Origin of the sequence: Streptomyces cyaneus, assembly GCF_004028635.1 — a bacterium.
Classification (GTDB): Bacteria; Actinomycetota; Actinomycetes; order Streptomycetales; family Streptomycetaceae; genus Streptomyces; species Streptomyces cyaneus.
Map to the genome: position 1 here is coordinate 124,043 of NZ_RQJW01000009.1, position 19,344 is coordinate 143,386.

Consider the following 19,344-nt stretch of genomic DNA (forward strand, 5'->3'; position numbering starts at 1 on the left):
ACGGCCGTGGGGGCGCCCCTCACCTCAAGGGGCGCCCCCACGGCCGTTCAAGTCCTCGTCGCCGTACCGGAAGACCTCAGTCCGCGAACGTCGCCGCCAGCGCCTCCGCCAGACCCGGGATCAGGTCCGGGCCGGTGAGGACCTCCGTCGGGGTGTCCTTCTCGCGCAGGCGCAGTGCCGACTCGCGGGCGCCGTCGCGCAGGACCGCGACCGTCATGCGGACCTCCTGACGGTCGGGGTGGTCGGCCACCCACTTCGTGAGCTTGGCCTCGCTCAGGCCCTGCGGAACCTGGGCCTCGGCGGACGGGGGCAGCATCAGGCGCTCGACGGTGAGCGCACAGCCGACCACCGCGTCGGGCCAGGCGATCGTGCCGAGGAACTCGTCGAGCGCCTTGCCCGTTGGAAGTTCGTCCTGCTCGATCGGGGTCAGGCCGGAGGACTCCTGCTCGTCCCCCAGGCCGAGCTGGGCGGCGAGGCCGGGTTCCTGGGCCCGCAGCCGTGCGGTGTCTACGAGGGCGAAGAGGCGGGCGGGCTGGTCCCAGCCGAGGCCGGAGGCGTACTCGTCGATCTCGAGAACGGCCCGGGTGAGCGGGCTCGCCGCCATGGGAGTGTTGGACATGGTCACAATCCTGCCTCGTTCCTGGGCTGAATCGGGAACTGAGTAAACGGTGAGTAAGTTGCATAGGTGTGGGCCCACGATCACGGGGGGCCACGTAGGGCTCACGAAGACGCGGGCCTGACGGACCAACAGCGAACCTCGGGGTGCGAACCTTGGCTTTCCAGATGCCGGACCGCGGCGGAGGCCCGACCGGGCCACGGATCAGAGTGGGCCGCCCGTCCCGGCGTGTCCGGACGCTGCTCATGACACTGGGCGTCCTCGCCGTCCTCGGCATGGCGTTCACCATGTTCGCGGGCTTCTGGACGGACTGGCTCTGGTACCGGTCGGTGCACTACTCCTCGGTGTTCACCACCACGCTGTGGACCAAGATCGGACTCTTCTTCGTCTTCGGTCTGCTGATGGCCCTCGCGGTCGGCTTCAACATCTGGCTGGCGCACCGGCTGCGCCCGCCGCTGAGCGCCATGTCGATGGAGCAGCAGAGCCTCGACCGCTACCGCATGGGCATCGCGCCGTACAAGAAGTGGCTGCTGCTGGCGATCACCGCCCTGGTCGGCCTGATCGCCGGCGCCTCCGCCTCCAGCCAGTGGCGCACCTGGCTGATGTGGGTCAACGGCGTGCCCTTCGGCCAGAAGGACCCGCAGTTCCACCTCGACGTCGGCTTCTACGCCTTCGACCTGCCCTGGTACCGGTTCCTGCTCGGCTTCGGCTTCGCCGCCGCGATCCTCTCCGTGATCGCCGCCGCGCTCACCCACTACCTGTACGGCGGGCTGCGCATCACCAGCCCGGGCGCGCGCGCCACGGCCGCGGCCACCGGCCATCTGTCGGTCCTCATCGGCATCTTCGTCGCCCTCAAGGCGGTCGCGTACTGGCTCGACCGGTACGGACTCGCGGTGAAGTCCAGCGACTTCAAGGCCACCGACAACTGGACCGGCCTGAGGTACGTCGACGCCAACGCCTATCTGCCGGCCAAGACGATCCTGTTCTGCATCGCCGTCATCTGCGCGCTGCTGTTCTTCGCCACCCTGTGGCGGCGCACCTGGCAGCTGCCCGTCATCGGCTTCGGCCTGATGGTCCTCTCGGCGATCCTCATCGGCGGCCTGTACCCGGCGATCGTCCAGAAGTTCCAGGTCCAGCCCAACGAGCAGGCCAAGGAAGCGCCGTACGTCGACAAGAACCTCAAGGCGACGCGCGAGGCGTACGGCATCGACGGCGCGCAGGTCACCGAGTACCCGGGCACGAGCACGACCGAGGACAAGACCAAGCTGCGCGACGACGTGGACGACGCGGCGAGCATCCGGATCTTGGACCCGAACATCGTCTCGCCGACGTTCCAGCAGCTCCAGCAGATCAGGAACTACTACGCGTTCCCGACCAACCTGGACGTCGACCGGTACACCAAGGACGGCAAGGACCAGGACACGGTCATCGGTCTGCGTGAGATCAACCTCAACGGCATTCCGAAGCGCAACTGGATCAACGACCACTTCCGCTACACCCACGGCTACGGTGTGGTCGCCGCCGAGGGCACCAACGCCGACTCCCAGGGCCGACCGGACTTCACCGAGTCCGACCTGCCGTCCAAGGGCGACCTCGGGACGTACGAGCAGCGGGTCTACTACGGCGAGAAGACCAGCATGTACTCCATCGTCGGCGGTCCCCAGAAGGAGATCGACTACTCCGACGACAGTGGTGAGAAGACCTACAGCTACAAGGCCGACAGCGGGGTCAGTCTCTCCAACCCGGTCAATCGTGCCGCGTACGCGGTGGCGTTCGGCGAGCCGCAGATCCTGTACTCCGGTGCGATCGGCGACGGTTCGCGCATCCTGTACAACCGCACGCCCAAGGAGCGCGTCGAGGCGGTGGCCCCGTGGCTGACCATCGACGGTGACGCCTACCCGGCGGTGGTGAACCACCGCATCCAGTGGATCGTCGACGCGTACACGACGACCAACGGATACCCGTACTCCTCGCGTACGACCCTGGGTGACACGACGGCCGACTCGCTGACCGCGAGCAACAACCAGCGGGCCGTCGTGGCCCAGCAGAACCAGGTCAACTACATCCGCAACTCGGTGAAGGCGACCGTCGACGCCTACACCGGCGAGGTCAAGCTCTACCAGTGGGACACCCAGGACCCGGTCCTGAAGACCTGGATGAAGGCCTTCCCGGACACGGTGGAGCCCAAGAGCAAGATCTCCAAGGATCTGATGGCCCATCTGCGGTACCCGCAGGACCTGTTCAAGGTCCAGCGCGAGCTGCTCACCCGTTACCACGTGAAGGACGCCACGACGTTCCTCAGCGGCAGCGAGGTCTGGCAGGTGCCGGACGACCCGACCAACAAGTCGGGCAGCGCGGTGCCGCCGTACTACCTGAGCATGAAGATGCCCGACCAGCAGGCGCAGGCGTTCTCACTGACGACGACGCTCACACCGAACGGCCGGGACAACCTCAGCGCGTTCATGGCCGTCGACGCCGAGGCGGGCACCAGCGACTACGGCAAGATCAGAATCCTGAAACTGCCGACCAACACCACGGTCAACGGCCCCAGTCAGGTCCAGAGCCAGTTCAACTCCGAACAGAACATCGCCGAGACCATCAGGCTGCTGAGAGGCGGCGACTCGGAGGTCGAGTACGGCAACCTGCTGGCGGTCCCGCTCGACGGCGGACTGCTCTATGTGGAGCCGGTCTATGTACGCGGTGGCGGACTCAAGTACCCGCTGCTGCGGAAGGTGTTGGTGTCCTACGGCGGCACCACCGCCTTCGAGGACACGCTCGGCGAGGCCCTGAACAGGGTCTTCGGAGCGGAGGGCCCGACCACCGAGCCACCGGACGAGGGCGATGAGGACGGCGGCGGTACGACACCTCCGCCGACATCCACCAACCCGACGGTCCAAGACGCGCTCAACGACGCCCAGAAGGCCTTCGAGGCCGGCCAGGAAGCTCTGAAGAAGGGCGACTGGGAGGCGTACGGCAAGGCGCAGGAGGACCTCGAGGAGGCGCTGCAGCGGGCCGAGGACGCGCAGGCTCAGGCCGACAAGACCGGCGGCGGTGCCGGCGGCGGCAGCAGCGCGAGCCCGAGTTCGAGCCCGAGTCCGAGGTCGAGTCCGAGCCCGTCCAGCAGTCCGACCAGCTCGTAGGCTCGACGGCTGATCGAATAGCCCACCCCGCGCCGTGGTACGGTTGCATCACAACGGCGCGGGGTGGAGCAGCTCGGTAGCTCGCTGGGCTCATAACCCAGAGGTCGCAGGTTCAAATCCTGTCCCCGCTACTGAAGTCGGCGAACATTTCGTACGACAGCGAAGGCCCGGATCCTCCAAGGGATCCGGGCCTTCGTGGTGTGCGAACGCATGTGCCGGGGTGTGGGGCGGTCGCGCCGCCGTGGGGAGTTGGGAGAACTGTGTTTGACTTGTCTCTCTGTGGGCATGTCGACAAAACGCTGAAGTGACCTCAATGGCTGCGGTATACCAGGTGTACCCAGGTTGCAGGTGGTGCGACGATGGACGTTATGGGGGACAAGGCAACTCTGTTGGAGACAGGGCGGTTTGTGCAGCCTGCCGACTTTGTGCAGCCGACGGGCGATTTCGCGCAGCCGACGGACAGCGCCTCGCTTCCGGTGGGTGACCTTGACCAGCCGGAGGGCGACTTCGCCTTCGACCGGCCGACCGACCGGGACGAGGCAGGGGACGCCGTCGAGGAGGCGCGGCAGCGGCTCGCAGCCGACGCCGGCGACGCCGAGGCGATGAGCGTGCTCGGCGCCATGCTGCTGCGCCGCGGCGATCTCGACGGGGCCGAGCCTCATCTGCGGGCCGCCACCGCCGCCGGGGACCGGGCCGCCGCCAACAACCTGGGAGTCCTCCTTCACCAGCGCGGATACGCCGACGAGGCCGCCGGATGGTGGCGGATCGCCGCCGTCGCGGGGTCGGCCGCGGCCGCGCACGCGCTGGGACGCCATCACCGTGAGCGGGGCGACGAGCCCGCCGCCGAGTACTGGCTGCGGCAGTCCGCCGAGCAGGGACACGCGCTGGGCGCGTACGCGCTCGCCGATCTGCTGGAGCACCGCAGCGACGGCGCGGCCGAGCAGTGGATGCGGGCCGCGGCCGAGCGCGGGCACCGGGAGGCGGCGTACCGGCTGGCCCGTGCGCTCGACCGACAGGCGGGGCGTACGGGCGAGGACGGAGCCGACAACGGTGTCGCGCCGCGCGAGCCGCTGCTGGACGAGGCCGAGCAGTGGTACCGGCAGGCCGCCGCGCGCGGGCACCGCAGGGCCGCGCTGCACCTCGGGGCGATCCTCGAGAAGCGCGGGGATCTGAAGGAGGCCGGGCGCTGGTACCTGACCTCGGCCAAGGACGGCGAGGCGCGTGCCGCCTGTGCGCTCGGGTTCCTGCTGCGGGACGCCGGCGACACCGAGAGCGCGGCGGTGTGGTGGCTGCGGGCCGCGCAGGACGGCGACGGCAACGCGGCCAACGCGCTGGGCGCGCTGCACGCCGAGCGCGGGGAGACGCAGACCGCCGAGCGGTGGTACCGGGCCGCGATGGACGCCGGCGATGTGAACGGGGCGTACAACCTCGGGCTGCTCTGCGCCGAGCAGGGGCGTATCGCGCAGGCCGAGCAGTGGTACCGGCGGGCGGCATACGCCGGGCACCGTGAGGCGGCGAACGCACTGGCGATCCTGCTGCTGCAGGGCGGCGATGCGACGGGTGCCGAGCCGTGGTTCTCCAAGGCCGCGGAGGCGGGGAGCGTGGACGCCGCGTTCAACCTGGGCATCCTGCACGCGGGGCGGGGCGAGGAGCGCGCCGCGCTGCGCTGGTACGAGCGTGCCGCTGCCGCCGGGCACACGGAGGCGGCGCTGCAGGTCGGCATCGCACGGCTGCGGGACGGGGACGAGCTCGCGGCGGAGCGGCATCTGCGGTGCGCGGCCGGGGCCGGCAGTGCGGAGGCCGCGTACCGGCTGGCGACCGTGCTGGACGCTCGGCGGCCGCCGGAGCCCGCGCATGAGCTCGGGGAGCCGGCGCACGAGAAGACCGAGTGCGAGGAGTGGTACGAGCGGGCGGCTTCCCAGGGGCATCGGCGGGCGCAGGTGCGGGTGGGGATGCTCGCCGCTGCCCGGGGGGACGTGGTCGAGGCGGCCCGGTGGTACCGGGAGGCTGCCGAGGCAGGCTCGCGGAACGGGGCGTTCAATTTGGGACTCCTGCTCGCCCGGGAGGGGAGTGAGCCGGAGGCCGCCATGTGGTGGACTCGGGCGGCTGACGCCGGGCACGGGCGGTCGGCGTTGCGGCTGGCTCTGGTCTACGCGCGTCGCGGAGAACTGGCGGAGGGGCAGCGGTGGGCTGACCGGGCGGTGAGCCTGGGACCGACCGAGGTTGCGAAGCGGGCGGCTCGGTTGCGGGACGCTCTGCGGGAGGAGCTTTCGGCGTGACACCGCGCTGGGGCCTGGGCGGCGAATAAGCGATTTGCCTCTGCCTGTGTCGTTGACGTAATGTTCAGTTCACCGACGCGGGGTGGAGCAGCTCGGTAGCTCGCTGGGCTCATAACCCAGAGGTCGCAGGTTCAAATCCTGTCCCCGCTACTGAAAACCTAGGGCCGGAATCCGTAAGGATTCCGGCCCTAGGTGTATTTACGGGTGTATTTACCGGAGGCATCAGGGCGCGTGGCCCACCGCCTCCCCGTACAGCGAGCGGTTCACCGTCCGCGACTCCGGTAGGGGGCTTCCCTCCGCCACGCCCTGGGACTCGTAAGCCGACTGCAGGCGGTTCGTCGTGCCGGAGCGGATTTCCCAGTCCATGCGCAAGGGCGGGGTGGATTTGAGGATGGACTCCTCCGAATTCAGGAGTTTGGCCAGGTATGTGACGAAGCTCGCATCCTGCTTGTAGTCCGATGCGAAGTACGTATTCACCGTGCGGATATAGGCCCTGAGGAGTGCCACGCCCGCGTCCACGTCGTCCTGGAGCAGCGTGCGGCCGTAGAGCATGCCGCCCAGCGGTTCGCCCTGCGGCTGGCCGCCCAGGAAGGCGTACCCCTGCTGGCCGGCCACCTTGCGCCACACCGGATCCAGGAGCCACGCCGAGTCGACGCCGCCGTTCTGCAGGGCGGTGAGGACGTCGGCCGAGCCGAGTTGCTGGTACCGGATCTCGGCCAGGCCGCCGCCGTGCTGCTCCAGTGCCTTCTCCATGGGGTACGCGATGACCGAGCCCTTGCCGATCATCGTGCCCAGCTTGCGGCCCGCCATGGCGACCCGGCTCGCGCTCTCGCCCTCCTTCAGGCGCACCCACAGGCCGCTCTTCGACTTCGGGTCGGGTGAGAAGTTCCCCGCGACCCACTTGATGTCGAAGCCGCCCTTGACGCCGTTCATGACCGCCGCCTCCGGGGCCGCCCACAGGGCGTCGATGTCCCCCTTGGCCAGCAGGGGCAGCGCGTCCGGGGTCGGGAGGACCTTCAGCTCGACGTCCAGGCCCTCCTTCTTGAACTCACCCTTGTCGAGGGCGACTTGCAGCGGCGCCACGTACTCGGCGCTCAGCGTTCCCGTCGCGATCGTCAGCTCGCGGGGCTCGGACAAGGGCTGTGGGGGAGGGGCTCCAGGGAGGCAGCGGGCCGGAGTCCGGTTCGGGGAGAGGTCCTTCGGGTCCGTCCAGGCCTTGGCGCCGCAGCCCTCGACCGGGCGAACGGTGCGTTGTCCTGCGGCTGTCTTCGACGAGGAGTCCGACTCGGGCGGCGATGAGCAGGCCGCCGACGCCAGCAGTGTTGCTCCTGCGGCGAGGACTACGGCGTATGCGCGGGCCCTCCTGCTCATGCCTGGCCCCTTCCTCGGTCCCTCGGTGCCCATGGGGTGAGCAGGCGGCCGGCGAAGCGGATCAGTTCGGAGAAGAGCACCCCAAGGACCGCGACGCAGACGATGCCGACGAACATCACGTCGTTCTGGAACAGCGCGCGCGAGTCGAAGATCAGATGGCCCAGGCCGTTCGTCGCGGCGATCTGCTCCGACGCGACGATGACCAGGACCGCCACGCCCGCCGCGATGCGCGCGCCCACCAGGACCGACGGCAACGACGCCGGGAGCAGGACGTGGCGGAACATCTGCCACCGTGAGGCGCCGAAGACCTGGCCCGCGTCACGGTGGCCGGAGGGGATGGACATGACCGCGGACATGGTGGAGATCCAGACGAAGAAGAACACCGTCGCCGCCACCAGCGCCACCTGCGGGCCTTCGCCCAGGCCGAACATGTTCAGGAAGATCGGCAGCAGGGCCAGTTTCGGTACGACGTACAGCGCGTCCAGGAGCGGTTCCAGGGCCGCTCGGACCAGGGAGAGGGAACCCATCAGGAGGCCCAGGGCGTACCCCGCCGCCGTGCCCGCCGCGTAGCCCGCCAGGACGCGCTTCAGCGTCGCCCACACGTCCGGCCACAGGTCGCCGGCCGCGGCCCGGTCCCAGCCGTCGGCGAGGATCGTGGACGGGGCCGGGTAGACGCGGGCGTCGATCCAGGCCTGGGACGCGGCCAGTTGCCACAGGAGGGTCAGGAAGAGGGGTACGGCCAGCGCCAGCGACAGCTCCAGGGCGCGCCTGCGGCGGTGGGTGCGGGCGGGGTGGAGCTCCTGCGGGCCGGGGCGGCGGACCAGCACCGACTCGGCGGGGGGCTCGGTGACTGTCGTCATGCCGGTACCGCCTCCTTCCGCAGCAGGTCCCACAGCTCGCTCTTCAGTGCCGTGAACTCGGGTGTGGCGCGGATGTCGCCGGTGCGCGGGCGCGGGAAGGGCGGACGGTGCTCGGCGATGATCCGGCCCGGGCGGGCGGACATCACCAGCACGCGGTCGCCGAGGACGATCGCCTCCTCCAGGCTGTGCGTGATGAAGAGCGTGGTCGTCCTCAGCGACTGGGTGATGTCCAGGAGTTCGTCCTGGAGGATCGTGCGGAGCTGGGCGTCGAGCGCCGCGAACGGCTCGTCCATCAGCAGGAGTTCGGGCTGCACGGCCAGCGCCCGGGCGATCGCCACACGCTGGCGCATGCCGCCGGAGAGGGCGGCCGGGTAGGCGTCCGCGAAGTCCGACAGGCCCATCCGGACCAGCCAGTCGTCGGCGCGGGCGTTCGCCTCGCGGCGGGGGACGCGTTGGATGTCCAGGCCGAAGCGGACGTTGGCGCGGACGGTCTTCCAGTCGTAGATGCCGTAGTCCTGGAAGATCATGGCCGCGGGGCGTGTGCTGGATGTGCGGATCTCCAGCGTGCCCGTGCTCGGGCGGAGCAGGCCCGCGGCGATGCGCAAGAGGGTGGACTTGCCGCAGCCGGAGGGGCCGACGACACAGACGAACTCGCCTGGCGCGACGGTCAGATCGAGGGGGCCGAGGGCGTCGAGCCTGTGGGGGGTTCGGCCGAAGGTGCGGGTGAGGTCATGGGCCTTGAGTTTGGGATACGGCGAATGCGGCTCTCCCACTTCGGTCTCCTTGCGGAGTGCGGAACGGACGTGTGGGTGCCGTTGACCATATGACGGTCCGTCAGATTCGGGAACCCCGTCCGCACGCAGGCAGCACAAAGCCCCGGCACTCACCGGTGCCGGGGCTCAGGGGTGTGGCGAGTTCAGGGCGTGGAGGGCCTCAGGCCTTCGCGCAGTTCGGGCAGATGCCGCGGTACGTCACCTCGACGTCCGAGACCGTGAAGCCGAAGCGCTCGGAGTCGGGGAGGTCGGCCATCGGGTTGCCCGTCGGGTGGACGTCCCGGATCGAGCCGCACTGGGCGCAGACCAGGTGGTGGTGGGGCCGGTGGGCGTTCGGGTCGTACCGCTTCGCGCGCTTGTCGGTGGAGACCTCGAGCACCTCGCCGAGGGTGACCAGCTCGCCCAGCGTGTTGTAGACGGTCGCCCGGGAGATCTCGGGCAGCTTGGCGACAGCCCGCGCGTGCACCTCGTCGGCCGTCAGGTGGACGTGATCACCGGCGAGGACCTCGGCCACGACGCGCCGCTGCGCGGTCATCCGCCATCCGCGTCCGCGCAGCCGTTCCAGAAGGTCACTCATGGAGACACCTTAACAGCAGGGAGACCAGGTTCCGAATGGGTGTGACTTTGGAGCTTCACTTGACTTAGACAAAGTCCAGTGTACGTTCCGGCGTGCGGTCCAGGCGGGCAACCTCTGCCGCTGATGTCGGACGACGAGAAAAATCGGACGGGCCGGGCTCCTGAGGGGGCCCGGCCCTTTTGCGTGCGTGTCGTTTCCCTGGCGGGTTCCTAGCTAGGCGGGTACGTGCTGTCGTACGGGTGCCCAGCAGCGGATGATGTCGCGGACCGAGACGATGCCGACCGGCTCGCCGTGGTCCAGGACGATCAGATGGCGGAAGCCGCCGTGCGCCATGGCGCGGGCCGCCTCCTCCAGGGTCCACGACGGGGCGGCGAACACGACGTCGTTGGTGGTGTGGTCGTGGGTGCGTTCGCTGTCCGGGTTCTGTCCGAGGCCGACGGAGTTGAGGATGTCGCGTTCGGTGAGGATGCCGATACCGCCCGCGTCGGGGTCGTGGACCACGGCCGCGCCGACCCGACGAGCGGACATCAGTGCGGCGGCCTGGCGAAGGGTGTGGGTGGGGCCGATGGTGAGGACCACGGTGCTCATGGCGTCACGTACGAGCATGGATGGAGCCACCTCCTGGTGTGCCCCCCGCCGCTGCGGTTGCGGCTTTGTTCGTGTTTTCACAAATTCACAAGTGGGGGGACTCTCAGGGTTGCAGGTAAAGCGCGGGTCAACAAGGGGGCGCGTGCGGCTGGTACGGGGCGCGACGGGCGCGTCAGTAGCGCTGGTTGAGATACCCGAGGAACTCGTCGTGCAGGAGGCCGTTCGAGGCGGCTGCGTTGCCGCTGTGCGGGCCCGGGCGGCCGTCGAGGCCGGTGAAGGTGCCGCCGGCCTCGGTGACGACGATCGCGGTGGCGGCCATGTCCCACAGTGACAGCTCGGGCTCGGCGCAGAGGTCCACCGACCCCTCGGCGACCATCATGTAGGGCCAGAAGTCGCCGTACGCGCGCGTGCGCCACACCTCGCGGGTCAGGTCGAGGAAGCCGCCCAGCCGACCCTGGTCCTCCCAGCCGCTGAGCGAGGAGTACGCGAACGAGGCGTCCGTCAGCTTCGAGACGCGGGAAACCTGCAGACGGGTCGCGGAGGAGAGGCTGCGGCCGCTGAAGGCGCCGTGCCCCTTGGCGGCCCACCAGCGGCGGCCGAGCGCGGGGGCGGAGACGACGCCCACGACCGGCTGGAATCCGGTCTCGCCCGCTTCCATCAGGGCGATGAGGGTGGCCCAGACCGGGACGCCGCGTACGTAGTTCTTGGTGCCGTCGATCGGGTCGATCACCCAGCGGCGGGGGCCGGTGCCCTCGATGCCGTACTCCTCGCCGAGGATCGCGTCTCTGGGCCGGGCCCGCTGCAGCTGCCCGCGGATCAGCTCCTCGGCGGCCTTGTCGGCCTCGCTCACCGGCGTCATGTCCGGCTTTGTCTCGACCTTGAGGTCGAGCGCCTTGAAGCGGTCCATGGTGGCGGCGTCGGCGGCGTCCGCGAGGACGTGGGCGAGGCGGAGATCGTCGAGGTAGTCCGGCATGGGACGAACCGTATCTGTCGTGGTCGGGCTGGGGCTACCGGGTGACTGCGTCGGCTGGGCGGCTGGGCCGAGTTGGAGGTGCGGTTGGCTTTGTGGGGTGCCGGGCGTGGGGGAGGGCTGGGCGGGGGTGGGGCGCGCGGGGTGACTGCGTCGGCTGGGGTGAGTCAGAGGTGCGGTCGCTTGGTGGGTTGCCCGGCGTTGTGGCTGGGCGGGGGTGGGTCGCGTGGCCCGGCGCTGGCGGGGTGCCGCCCGCGCCCACCCGTGCCGCCCCAGCGGCACGACTGCCCGCGGCTGGGGGCGGCATGGGTTGCGCGCCGTGGCTGGGGCGGACGGGCTGTGCGCTGGGGCTGGGGTGGACGGGGTTGCGTGCTGCGGTTGGGGGTGGCACGGGCTGCGCGCCGTGGATGGGGTGGACGGGTTGCGCGCCGTGGCTGGGGTGGACGGGTTGCGTGCTGTGGCTGGGGCGGGCGGGGGTGTGTGCTGTGGCTGGGGTGGACGGGGGTGTGCGCTGTGGCTGGGGCGGACGGGGTTGCGCGCTGCGGTTGAGGGCGGCACGGGTTGCGCGCCGTGGCTGGGGCGGATGGGTTGCGCGCTGCGGCTGGGGTGCACCGGGATGGGCGCCGCCGTCCGGCTCACTGCTGCGGCTGGGGTGGAGGGGGTTGCGCGCCGCGGCTGGGGCGGGCCCGGCTGCACGGCGCGGCTGGGGCGGGCCCGGTTGCGCGGGGCGGCTGGGCGGGCCCGGTTGCGCGCTGCGGCTGGCGGGTCGGGTTGTCCGAACCCCCGTCCCACCCGCACAGGCCGCCGCAGGCATCCCCGGCTCGACCGCCGGAGGCCCGCGCGCCGCGGACGAATGGCGCCCCCGCGTGCCCTCGCGAACCCTTGACAGTGCCTCTGTGCGCGTCAAATCTGGGCGCAGAGCCGCTCGCCCAGGGAGGCGATGATGCCTGCAGCGCGGGAATCCCTGCTGGACGCCGCTTACACGGCGCTGGCGCGCCGGTCGTGGTCTGCCGTGCGGATGGTGGACGTGGCCGCGGCGGCCGGAGTGTCCCGGCAGACGCTGTACAACGAGTTCGGCAGCAAGGAAGGGCTTGCGCGTGCGCTGGTGCGGAGGGAAGCGGACGGGTACCTCGCCGGCGTCGACCGCGCCCTCGCCACCCACAGCGACGCCCGCGAGCGCCTCACCGCCACCGCGGAGTGGACCGCCACACTCGCCCGCGACAACGCCCTCGTCCGCGCCATGCTCACCGGCTGCTGGAGCGAGCGACTGCCCTCACCGACCCTGTCGGCCGTCCCGTCCTCCTCCGCCGTACCGGCACAGCGGCGCGCCGACGGCCCCCTGCCCTCCCCCGGCGACTTCGTGGCCATCGTCCGCGACCGGGCCGTCTCGGTCCTGTCCGGGCCCGGCATCAACAAGTCCGACACCCCCGACCTCGCCCGTTCCTGCGAACTCGTCGTCAGGCTGGCCCTGTCCTGCGTCGCCGCGCCACCCGGCGAAGGCGGCGTGGCCGACCTCGTACGCAGCGCGCTCTACCGCCAGTTGACCGGCTGACCTCCGGAGGAGGCCCGCGTCGATCAGTGCGCCGAGCCCGACAACTGCAAGCCGATGACGCCCACGATCACCAGACTGATCGACACCAGCTTCAACGTCGACACGACGTCCCCGAGGAAGATCATCCCGTAGATCGCCGTGCCCGCAGCCCCGATCCCCGTCCACACCGCATACGCGGGCCCCACGTCCAGCTTCTTCAGCGAAAGCGTCAGCAGTCCGAAACTGCCGAGGGCGAAGATGCAGAAGGCGACGGTCGGCCAGAGTCGGGAGAAGCCGTGCGACAGCTTCAGGCAGACGGCGAAGCCGGTCTCGAGCATCCCCGCCACGATCACCAGCAGCCACGCCATGTGCTGTCCTCCCGTATCCCCACGTTGGGTGACCGCTTCGTCAGATTCGTCAGACTTTGGTCAGGCTTGGATCCGGCTCGGTGCGATTATGCCCTTACCAGCCCTACAGGGAGACAAACAACGCGGAGGTCAGCCGCCTTCCCCGGTGGCCTCAGTCGCCTTCCTCGGCGGCCCCGGTCACCCTTCTCAGTCGCCCTCCGTGCGTTCCCGCGAAGCCAGCAGCCGCCGCAGCGAGTACAGCCGCGCCTGATCGGCGTGACCCTCCGCCACCCAGTCGTCCAGTGCGCAGTCCGGTTCGTCATGACTGCACGCACGCGGGCAGCCTTCGGTTCCCTGCGCCAGGTCGGGAAACGCATGGATCACCCGGGAAGGGTCGACATGCGCCAGGCCGAAGGAGCGGACCCCGGGGGTGTCGATCACCCAGCCGTCCGCCACGCGCCCTGACAGCGGCAGCGCCAGCGCCGACGTCGTCGTGTGCCGCCCCCGACCCGTCACCGCGTTCACATGACCGGTCGAACGCCGCTGTTCCTCCGGCACCAGCGCGTTCACCAGCGTCGTCTTGCCCACACCCGAGTGTCCGACGAACGCCGTGACCCTGCCGTCCAGTTGCTCCAGCACCCGGTCCGCGGCGCCCCCGTTCTCCAGCTCCTCACGGCTGGTGACGACATACGGGATGTCCAACGCCCCGTAGAGCTCCAGGAGTTTGTCCGGCGGCGCCAGGTCCGACTTCGTCATCACCAGCAGCGGTTCCAGCCCCCCGTCGAACGCCGCCACCAGACAGCGGTCGATCAGCCGGGGCCGCGGCTCGGGGTCGGCGAGGGCGGTGACGATGGCGAGCTGGTCGGCGTTGGCCACCACCACGCGCTCGTACGGATCGTCGTCGTCGGCCGTCCGCCGGAGCACCGACGTCCGCTCCTCGATCCGCACGATCCGCGCGAGGGTGTCCTTCTTGCCGGACATGTCGCCGACCAGCGCCACCCGGTCACCGACCACCGCCGCCTTGCGGCCGAGCTCGCGGGCCTTCATCGCCATCACGACCCGGCCCTCGACGAGGCAGGTCAGACGACCACGGTCGACGGTGAGGACCATGCCCTCGGCGGCGTCCTCGTGCTTGGGTCGGATGTTCGTACGGGGTCGGGTGTTCCGACGGCCCGGGCGGGAGCGGATGTCGTCCTCGTCGGTGTGCTTGCCGTAGCGGCGCATGGCGTTAAGTCCCTACGCCCCGAGCATCCCGGTCCACAGCTCGGGGAAGTCCGGCAGGGTCTTCGCCGTCGTCGCCACGTTCTCGATCCGTACGCCCTCGACCGCGAGGCCGATGATCGCGCCGGCCGTCGCCATGCGGTGGTCGTCGTAGGTGTGGAAGACGCCGCCGTGCAGTCGGCGCGGGCTGATGTGCAGGCCGTCGGCGGTCTCGATGACATCACCGCCGAGTTCGTTGATCTCCTTGGTCAGCGCGGCAAGGCGGTCGGTCTCGTGCAGCCGCAGATGTGCGACCCCGCGCAGGGTGGAGGGAGAGTCGGCGAGGGCCGCGACCGCCGCGATGCCGGGGGTCAGCTCGCCGACCTCGCTCAGGTCCACGTCGATACCGTGGATCGCACCCGAACCGGTGAACACGAGCCCGTACTCGGTGAGTTCGCAGGAACCGCCCATCTCGGTGAAGATCTCGCGCAGCCGGTCACCGGGCTGGGTGGTCCGGGCCGGCCAGTCCGGGATGAGTACCTTGCCGCCGGTGACCAGCGCCGCCGCCAGGAACGGCTGGGCGTTGGACAGGTCCGGCTCGATGGTGAGGTCGCGGCCGAGCAGGGCGCCCGGCGTGACCCGCCAGACGTTCGGCTCGCCGCCCGACTCCGGGGTGTCCACCTGCGCACCGACCGAGCGCAGCATGTCGACGGTCATGCGGATGTGCGGCATGGAGGGGAGGGAGGAGCCGATGTGGCGGACCTCGACGCCCTGGTTGAAGCGCGGTCCGGAGAGCAGCAGCGCCGACACGAACTGGGACGACGACGAAGCGTCGATCTCCACCGGGCCGCCCTCCAGCGCACCCCCGCCGTGCACCGTCAGGGGCAGCGCGCCCCGGCCGTCGTCGTCGATCCGGGCGCCGAGCACGCGCAGGGCGTCGATCACGCCGTGCAGCGGGCGCTCGTACGACCTCGGGTCGCCGTCGAAGCGGATGGGGCCGTCGGCCAGCGCCGCGACCGGCGGCAGGAAGCGCATCACCGTGCCGGCGTTGCCGACGTCGACCGTGGCCGGGCCGCGCAGGCCCGCCGGGAGCACGCGCCACGCCTCGCCGGTGCCCTCGGGGCCCACGCCCTCCTCGATACCGACGCCCATCGCCCGCAGCGCGCCGGCCATCAGCAGGGTGTCGCGGGAGCGCAGGGGGCGGCGCAGCCAGCCGGGCTCGCTCGCCAGGGCGGCGAGGACGAGAGCACGGTTGGTGACCGACTTGGACCCGGGCACGTGGACCGTCGCGTCGACGGCTGCGCTCGCGTGCGGGGCGGGCCAGAGGGCGGTGTGTGCGTCGTTCGGGGCCATGGGCCCCACTCTATAAGGAGGGCGTTGGGCCGGCCGTCTGTCGTCTACGGGTCCGTTGTGGCTGGTCGCGCCCACGTGGCGGAGCCGCATATCAATACAGCCCCGCGCCCCTGTGATGCGCCCCTTCGGGGCTCCATCACACCTCCAGAAGCCACCTGCCCCCGCCTATCAAGGAACACAGACTCACCGCGTGGAACAGGAACAACCACAGCCCCGCCGGCACATGCGTAAGCCGCGACAGCTGGTCCGCGTCCGAGTCCCCCGCACCTCCCCGCGCCCTCTTCGCCTGCAGCTCGAACGCCGGTCGTACGCCGCCCAGCAGCAGGAACCACACCACCGCATATGCGAACGCCGCCTGCACCTGCGGGCCCGTCAACCAGCTCACCAGCACGAACGTGCCGCCTGCCACGAACACCGTCAGCGCGCCGTACGCGTTGCGGATCATCACCAGCATCGCCACCAGCAGGGCCGTCGCCAGCCACAGCAGGAGCGTGATCCGGCCGGAGGCCAGCAGCGCGGCGCCGCCCAGGCCCAGCAGTGGGGGAGCCGTGTAGCCCGCGGCCGCGGTGAGGATCATGCCGAGGCCGTGCGGCTTGCCGCGGCTGACGGTGAGGCCACTGGTGTCGGAGTGCAGGCGTATGCCGGTCAGGGTCCGGCCGGTCAGCAGCGCGACCAGACCGTGGCCGCCTTCGTGGGCGATGGTGATGGCGTTGCGCGAGATGCGCCACAGGACGTGCGGGACGACGAAGCCGAGCGCGACGACCAGAGTGGCGATCACCACCCACAGATCGGGGTCCGACTGAGTACCGGAGACCTCGCCCCACAGGGAGGCGAGCGAGGCGGATGCGGTGCTGTCCATGTAAGGCGATGGCTCCCTGTGGTCGGATGGAATCTGGCAGTGTGGCACGTATGTGCGGACGGTATGCAGCGAGTCGTAGGCCCGAGGATCTCGCAGGAATCTTTGAGATCGAGAAGTGGGAGCCCGAGGAGACCCTGGAGCCGGACTACAACGTGGCACCCACCAAGGAGGTCCACGTCGTCCTCGACCGTCCCTTGAAAGACGCCCCGGATCCCCGGCCGGTTCGACAGCTGCGGAAGCTGAAGTGGGGGCTGGTGCCCAGCTGGTCCAAGACCCCCGAGACCGCCTTCAAAATGATCAACGCGCGCGCGGAGACCGTGCACGAGAAGCCGTCGTACCGGCGGGCCTTCACCTCCCGGCGCTGCATCATCCCCGCCGACGGCTACTACGAGTGGGTCACCGGCGCGCAGGAGCGGGACCTGGAGGTCGAGGGGAAGCGGAAACGGCCGCGCAAGCAGCCGTACTTCGTGCTGCCCGCCGACGGGTCCGTGTTCGCGATGGCGGGGCTGTACGAGTTCTGGCGGGACCGGACGCTGCCCGACGAGCATCCCCAGGCCTGGTGGGTGACCTGTTCCGTCATCACGACGGAGGCGGAGACGACCCCGCTGGCGGTGGCGCCCGCCGAGGGCCCGAACGCGCTGGCCGACATCCACCCCCGCATGCCGCTGATGCTGACGCCGGAGCGGTGGGACGCCTGGCTCGACCCGTCCCGCACCGACCCCGAGGAGCTGCGGACCCTGCTCGAGGCGCCGCCCACCGGACTGATGCGCGCCTACCCCGTCTCCACGCTGGTCAGCAACGTCCGCAACAACGGCCCGGAGCTGCTGAAGGAGCTGGAAGGCCCCGAAGAGGGCACACTCTTCTGACGTGACGACCGAGTCTGATGTGACGACCGAGATCATTGCCACGGACGCGGGGGACGCCCGCATCACCTGGCACCCGGCGAGGAAGGCGCGGCTGGTCCTGGCCGTGAGCCACGGCGCCGGAGGCGGCATCGAGGCGCGGGACCTGAGGGCGCTCGCCCAGGTGCTGCCGGCCCACGGGGTGAGCGTCGCCCGCGTGGAGCAGCCCTGGAGGGTGGCCGGCAAGAAGGTGGCGCCCGCCCCGAAGACCCTCGACGTCGGCTGGCGAGGCATCTGGCCCGCGCTCGCCGCGCCCGGGCTGCCCGTGATCTCCGGCGGGCGCAGCGCCGGGGCCCGGGTCGCCTGCCGTACGGCCGTCGAACTCGGCGCCCACGCCGTGCTCGCCCTGAGCTTCCCCCTCCACCCGCCGGGCAAGCCCGAGAAGTCCCGCGCCGACGAGCTGCTCGGGGCGGGGGTGCCCACCCTCGTCGTACAGGGCGGCAACGATCCGTTCGGGAAGCCGGAGGAGTTCCCGGACGGCGACTTCGAGCTGGTCGAGGTGGCGTACGGCGATCACGGGTTCGCCGTACCCAAGAGGGCGCCCCTCGATCAGGACGAGGCCGTGGCGATCGTCACGGACGCGGTGGTGAAGTGGGTCGGGTCACTCGGGTAAAGCTTCGGGAATGTCGTGAGCCCGGCCTCTGTTGTGGCGGACAGCGGTGCTGAACGAGCAGCGCAGACGTCGTAGGAGAGGAAGTCCGCCGCATGGGTTCGACCTTCTGCCCGACCGCCGGCAGCCGTGCTGACCTGGACTGGACGGTGCTGCACGCGGCCAAGACCGCTCCTATTCGAGCGGCGGCAGGTACGGCAGGTCGTCTATCCTCCGATTCAGGCGGGACCGGCTTCGGCCCTGCCCGCAATCTTGAGGAGGTGGGTCCGGTTCCCGGTACCGACGCAGGGACCGACAACGGCCAGGCGGAGCAGCCCGAGGGCCTGGGCACGAGCGTGGGCACGTCCACGGAGTCGACCGCCGAGCGCAGCGCGCGCTTCGAGCGGGACGCGCTCGAATTCCTCGACCAGATGTACTCGGCCGCCCTGCGCATGACGCGCAACCCGGCCGACGCCGAGGACCTGGTGCAGGAGACGTACGCCAAGGCGTACGCGTCCTTCCACCAGTTCCGCGAGGGCACCAACCTCAAGGCGTGGCTGTACCGGATCCTCACCAACACCTTCATCAACTCCTACCGCAAGAAGCAGCGTGAGCCGCAGCGTTCGGCGGCGGAGGAGATCGAGGACTGGCAGCTCGCCCGCGCCGAGTCGCACATGTCGACGGGCTTGCGCTCCGCGGAGTCGCAGGCGCTCGACCACCTGCCCGACTCGGACGTGAAGGAAGCGCTCCAGGCGATCCCCGAGGAATTCCGCATCGCCGTGTACCTCGCCGACGTCGAAGGCTTTGCGTACAAGGAGATCGCGGACATCATGGGGACACCCATCGGTACGGTGATGTCCCGGCTGCACCGGGGCCGCCGTCAACTGCGCGGCATGCTCGAGGACTACGCGCGCGAGCGCGGGCTGGTCCCGGCCGGCGCCGGAGAGTCGAACGAAGTGAAAGGTTCGGGCTCATGAGCTGCGGAGAGCCGCACGAGACGGACTGCAGTGAGGTACTCGATCATCTCTACGAGTTCCTCGACAGTGAGATGCCGGACGTCGACCGCGACAAGTTCAAGCAGCATTTCACGGAGTGCTCGCCGTGCCTGGAGAAGTACGGCCTGGAAGAGGCCGTGAAGAAGCTGGTCAAGCGCTGCTGCGGCCATGACGACGTGCCGACCGACCTGCGTGCCAAGGTCCTGGGGCGGCTCGATCTGATCCGCTCCGGGCAGGCGGTGCCCGAGCACGACGTGACCGCGACGCCGCAGGAGTCCTGAACCTCCTGTCCCGGGAACGGGCTGCCGTCACCCGAATGTGCTAATCGGCGCGTGACAACCCCGCAGCCGCCCCTCTCACCGACCTAGGCTCTCCCGTTGAGCTGAGCAGGTCA

General features: G+C 70.3%; 18 protein-coding genes and 2 tRNA genes. 9 read left to right on the forward strand and 11 right to left on the reverse strand.

From position 1 onward, the window contains the following. Positions 1 to 76: 76 nt before the first annotated feature. On the reverse strand, positions 77 to 619 hold the full coding sequence (locus tag EHO50_RS30930) for a PPA1309 family protein (protein WP_164904988.1): 543 nt from the start codon (positions 617 to 619) through the stop codon (positions 77 to 79). A gap of 164 nt (positions 620 to 783) precedes the next feature. Here EHO50_RS30930 and EHO50_RS30935 point away from each other — a divergent pair, with 164 nt between their 5' ends. The 4 genes from EHO50_RS30935 (at position 784) to EHO50_RS30950 (ending at position 6,185) form a co-directional block, all read left to right on the forward strand. Beyond that, positions 784 to 3,756 (forward strand): UPF0182 family membrane protein, encoded by a 2,973-nt coding sequence (locus EHO50_RS30935; protein WP_128434769.1) that lies wholly within the window; start codon positions 784 to 786, stop codon positions 3,754 to 3,756. Between the two features lie 57 nt (positions 3,757 to 3,813). Continuing rightward, positions 3,814 to 3,887, forward strand: a tRNA-Met gene (locus tag EHO50_RS30940). Between the two features lie 228 nt (positions 3,888 to 4,115). Next, positions 4,116 to 6,035, forward strand: coding sequence for a tetratricopeptide repeat protein (locus tag EHO50_RS30945; protein ID WP_128434535.1), 1,920 nt, complete (start codon positions 4,116 to 4,118; stop codon positions 6,033 to 6,035). A 76-nt stretch (positions 6,036 to 6,111) separates the two neighbouring features. After that, positions 6,112 to 6,185, forward strand: a tRNA-Met gene (locus EHO50_RS30950). Positions 6,186 to 6,257: 72 nt separating this feature from the next. Here the strand turns inward: EHO50_RS30950 and EHO50_RS30955 are convergent. The 6 genes from EHO50_RS30955 to hisN all read right to left on the reverse strand — a co-directional run bounded on the left by EHO50_RS30955 (position 6,258) and on the right by hisN (position 11,177). Then, on the reverse strand, positions 6,258 to 7,406 hold the full coding sequence (locus tag EHO50_RS30955) for an ABC transporter substrate-binding protein (protein WP_128434536.1): 1,149 nt from the start codon (positions 7,404 to 7,406) through the stop codon (positions 6,258 to 6,260). Continuing rightward, positions 7,403 to 8,266 (reverse strand): ABC transporter permease, encoded by an 864-nt coding sequence (locus tag EHO50_RS30960; protein WP_128434537.1) that lies wholly within the window; start codon positions 8,264 to 8,266, stop codon positions 7,403 to 7,405. The genes EHO50_RS30955 and EHO50_RS30960 overlap by 4 nt, the downstream gene beginning before the upstream one ends. Then, positions 8,263 to 9,039 (reverse strand): ABC transporter ATP-binding protein, encoded by a 777-nt coding sequence (locus EHO50_RS30965; protein WP_128434538.1) that lies wholly within the window; start codon positions 9,037 to 9,039, stop codon positions 8,263 to 8,265. The genes EHO50_RS30960 and EHO50_RS30965 overlap by 4 nt, the downstream gene beginning before the upstream one ends. Positions 9,040 to 9,199: 160 nt before the next feature. Beyond that, a complete protein-coding gene (locus EHO50_RS30970; RefSeq protein WP_062700520.1) occupies positions 9,200 to 9,616 on the reverse strand; it encodes a Fur family transcriptional regulator in 417 nt (138 codons plus the stop codon). 213 nt (positions 9,617 to 9,829) lie between these two features. Then, entirely contained in the window at positions 9,830 to 10,222 is a 393-nt protein-coding gene (locus EHO50_RS30975) for a CBS domain-containing protein (RefSeq protein ID WP_128434539.1), read from the reverse strand. 154 nt (positions 10,223 to 10,376) lie between these two features. Further along, on the reverse strand, positions 10,377 to 11,177 hold the full coding sequence (gene hisN / locus EHO50_RS30980) for a histidinol-phosphatase (RefSeq protein WP_128434540.1): 801 nt from the start codon (positions 11,175 to 11,177) through the stop codon (positions 10,377 to 10,379). A 937-nt stretch (positions 11,178 to 12,114) separates the two neighbouring features. Here hisN and EHO50_RS30985 point away from each other — a divergent pair. After that, positions 12,115 to 12,726 (forward strand): TetR/AcrR family transcriptional regulator, encoded by a 612-nt coding sequence (locus EHO50_RS30985; protein ID WP_128434541.1) that lies wholly within the window; start codon positions 12,115 to 12,117, stop codon positions 12,724 to 12,726. 23 nt (positions 12,727 to 12,749) lie between these two features. Here the strand turns inward: EHO50_RS30985 and EHO50_RS30990 are convergent, their stop codons facing one another. The 4 genes from EHO50_RS30990 to EHO50_RS31005 all read right to left on the reverse strand — a co-directional run bounded on the left by EHO50_RS30990 (position 12,750) and on the right by EHO50_RS31005 (position 16,464). Then, positions 12,750 to 13,073 carry a DMT family transporter gene (locus EHO50_RS30990; protein ID WP_128434542.1) on the reverse strand — a complete coding sequence of 108 codons (324 nt, stop codon included), beginning with the start codon at positions 13,071 to 13,073 and terminating at the stop codon, positions 12,750 to 12,752. Between the two features lie 186 nt (positions 13,074 to 13,259). Beyond that, entirely contained in the window at positions 13,260 to 14,276 is a 1,017-nt protein-coding gene (rsgA, locus tag EHO50_RS30995) for a ribosome small subunit-dependent GTPase A (protein ID WP_128434543.1), read from the reverse strand. A 12-nt stretch (positions 14,277 to 14,288) separates the two neighbouring features. Continuing rightward, positions 14,289 to 15,605 carry a 3-phosphoshikimate 1-carboxyvinyltransferase gene (gene aroA, locus EHO50_RS31000; RefSeq protein WP_128434544.1) on the reverse strand — a complete coding sequence of 439 codons (1,317 nt, stop codon included), beginning with the start codon at positions 15,603 to 15,605 and terminating at the stop codon, positions 14,289 to 14,291. 136 nt (positions 15,606 to 15,741) lie between these two features. Further along, positions 15,742 to 16,464 (reverse strand): M50 family metallopeptidase, encoded by a 723-nt coding sequence (locus EHO50_RS31005; RefSeq protein ID WP_128434545.1) that lies wholly within the window; start codon positions 16,462 to 16,464, stop codon positions 15,742 to 15,744. A 50-nt stretch (positions 16,465 to 16,514) separates the two neighbouring features. On the opposite strand from EHO50_RS31005, the gene EHO50_RS31010 reads away from it, so the two are divergent. From EHO50_RS31010 to rsrA, 4 genes are all read left to right on the forward strand, one after another. Further along, a complete protein-coding gene (locus tag EHO50_RS31010; protein ID WP_128434546.1) occupies positions 16,515 to 17,330 on the forward strand; it encodes an SOS response-associated peptidase in 816 nt (271 codons plus the stop codon). Positions 17,331 to 17,349: 19 nt separating this feature from the next. Next, positions 17,350 to 17,979, forward strand: coding sequence for an alpha/beta hydrolase family protein (locus EHO50_RS31015; protein ID WP_128434770.1), 630 nt, complete (start codon positions 17,350 to 17,352; stop codon positions 17,977 to 17,979). Positions 17,980 to 18,236: 257 nt separating this feature from the next. Continuing rightward, a complete protein-coding gene (sigR, locus tag EHO50_RS31020) occupies positions 18,237 to 18,932 on the forward strand; it encodes an RNA polymerase sigma factor SigR (RefSeq protein ID WP_128434547.1) in 696 nt (231 codons plus the stop codon). Continuing rightward, on the forward strand, positions 18,929 to 19,231 hold the full coding sequence (rsrA, locus tag EHO50_RS31025) for a mycothiol system anti-sigma-R factor (RefSeq protein WP_128434548.1): 303 nt from the start codon (positions 18,929 to 18,931) through the stop codon (positions 19,229 to 19,231). Before sigR ends, rsrA begins: the two co-directional genes overlap by 4 nt. Positions 19,232 to 19,344: the final 113 nt, after the last annotated feature.

Bases quoted from the DNA above. Each gene is read 5' to 3' on its own strand.
- EHO50_RS30930 (WP_164904988.1), bottom strand. From the start codon at position 619: ATGTCCAACACTCCCATGGCGGCGAGCCCGCTCACCCGGGCCGTTCTC.
- EHO50_RS30935 (WP_128434769.1), top strand. From the start codon at position 784: ATGCCGGACCGCGGCGGAGGCCCGACCGGGCCACGGATCAGAGTGGGC.
- EHO50_RS30945 (WP_128434535.1), top strand. From the start codon at position 4,116: ATGGACGTTATGGGGGACAAGGCAACTCTGTTGGAGACAGGGCGGTTT.
- EHO50_RS30955 (WP_128434536.1), bottom strand. From the start codon at position 7,406: ATGAGCAGGAGGGCCCGCGCATACGCCGTAGTCCTCGCCGCAGGAGCA.
- EHO50_RS30960 (WP_128434537.1), bottom strand. From the start codon at position 8,266: ATGACGACAGTCACCGAGCCCCCCGCCGAGTCGGTGCTGGTCCGCCGC.
- EHO50_RS30970 (WP_062700520.1), bottom strand. From the start codon at position 9,616: ATGAGTGACCTTCTGGAACGGCTGCGCGGACGCGGATGGCGGATGACC.
- EHO50_RS30975 (WP_128434539.1), bottom strand. From the start codon at position 10,222: ATGCTCGTACGTGACGCCATGAGCACCGTGGTCCTCACCATCGGCCCC.
- hisN (WP_128434540.1), bottom strand. From the start codon at position 11,177: ATGCCGGACTACCTCGACGATCTCCGCCTCGCCCACGTCCTCGCGGAC.
- EHO50_RS30985 (WP_128434541.1), top strand. From the start codon at position 12,115: ATGATGCCTGCAGCGCGGGAATCCCTGCTGGACGCCGCTTACACGGCG.
- EHO50_RS30990 (WP_128434542.1), bottom strand. From the start codon at position 13,073: ATGGCGTGGCTGCTGGTGATCGTGGCGGGGATGCTCGAGACCGGCTTC.
- rsgA (WP_128434543.1), bottom strand. From the start codon at position 14,276: ATGCGCCGCTACGGCAAGCACACCGACGAGGACGACATCCGCTCCCGC.
- aroA (WP_128434544.1), bottom strand. From the start codon at position 15,605: ATGGCCCCGAACGACGCACACACCGCCCTCTGGCCCGCCCCGCACGCG.
- EHO50_RS31005 (WP_128434545.1), bottom strand. From the start codon at position 16,464: ATGGACAGCACCGCATCCGCCTCGCTCGCCTCCCTGTGGGGCGAGGTC.
- EHO50_RS31010 (WP_128434546.1), top strand. From the start codon at position 16,515: ATGTGCGGACGGTATGCAGCGAGTCGTAGGCCCGAGGATCTCGCAGGA.
- rsrA (WP_128434548.1), top strand. From the start codon at position 18,929: ATGAGCTGCGGAGAGCCGCACGAGACGGACTGCAGTGAGGTACTCGAT.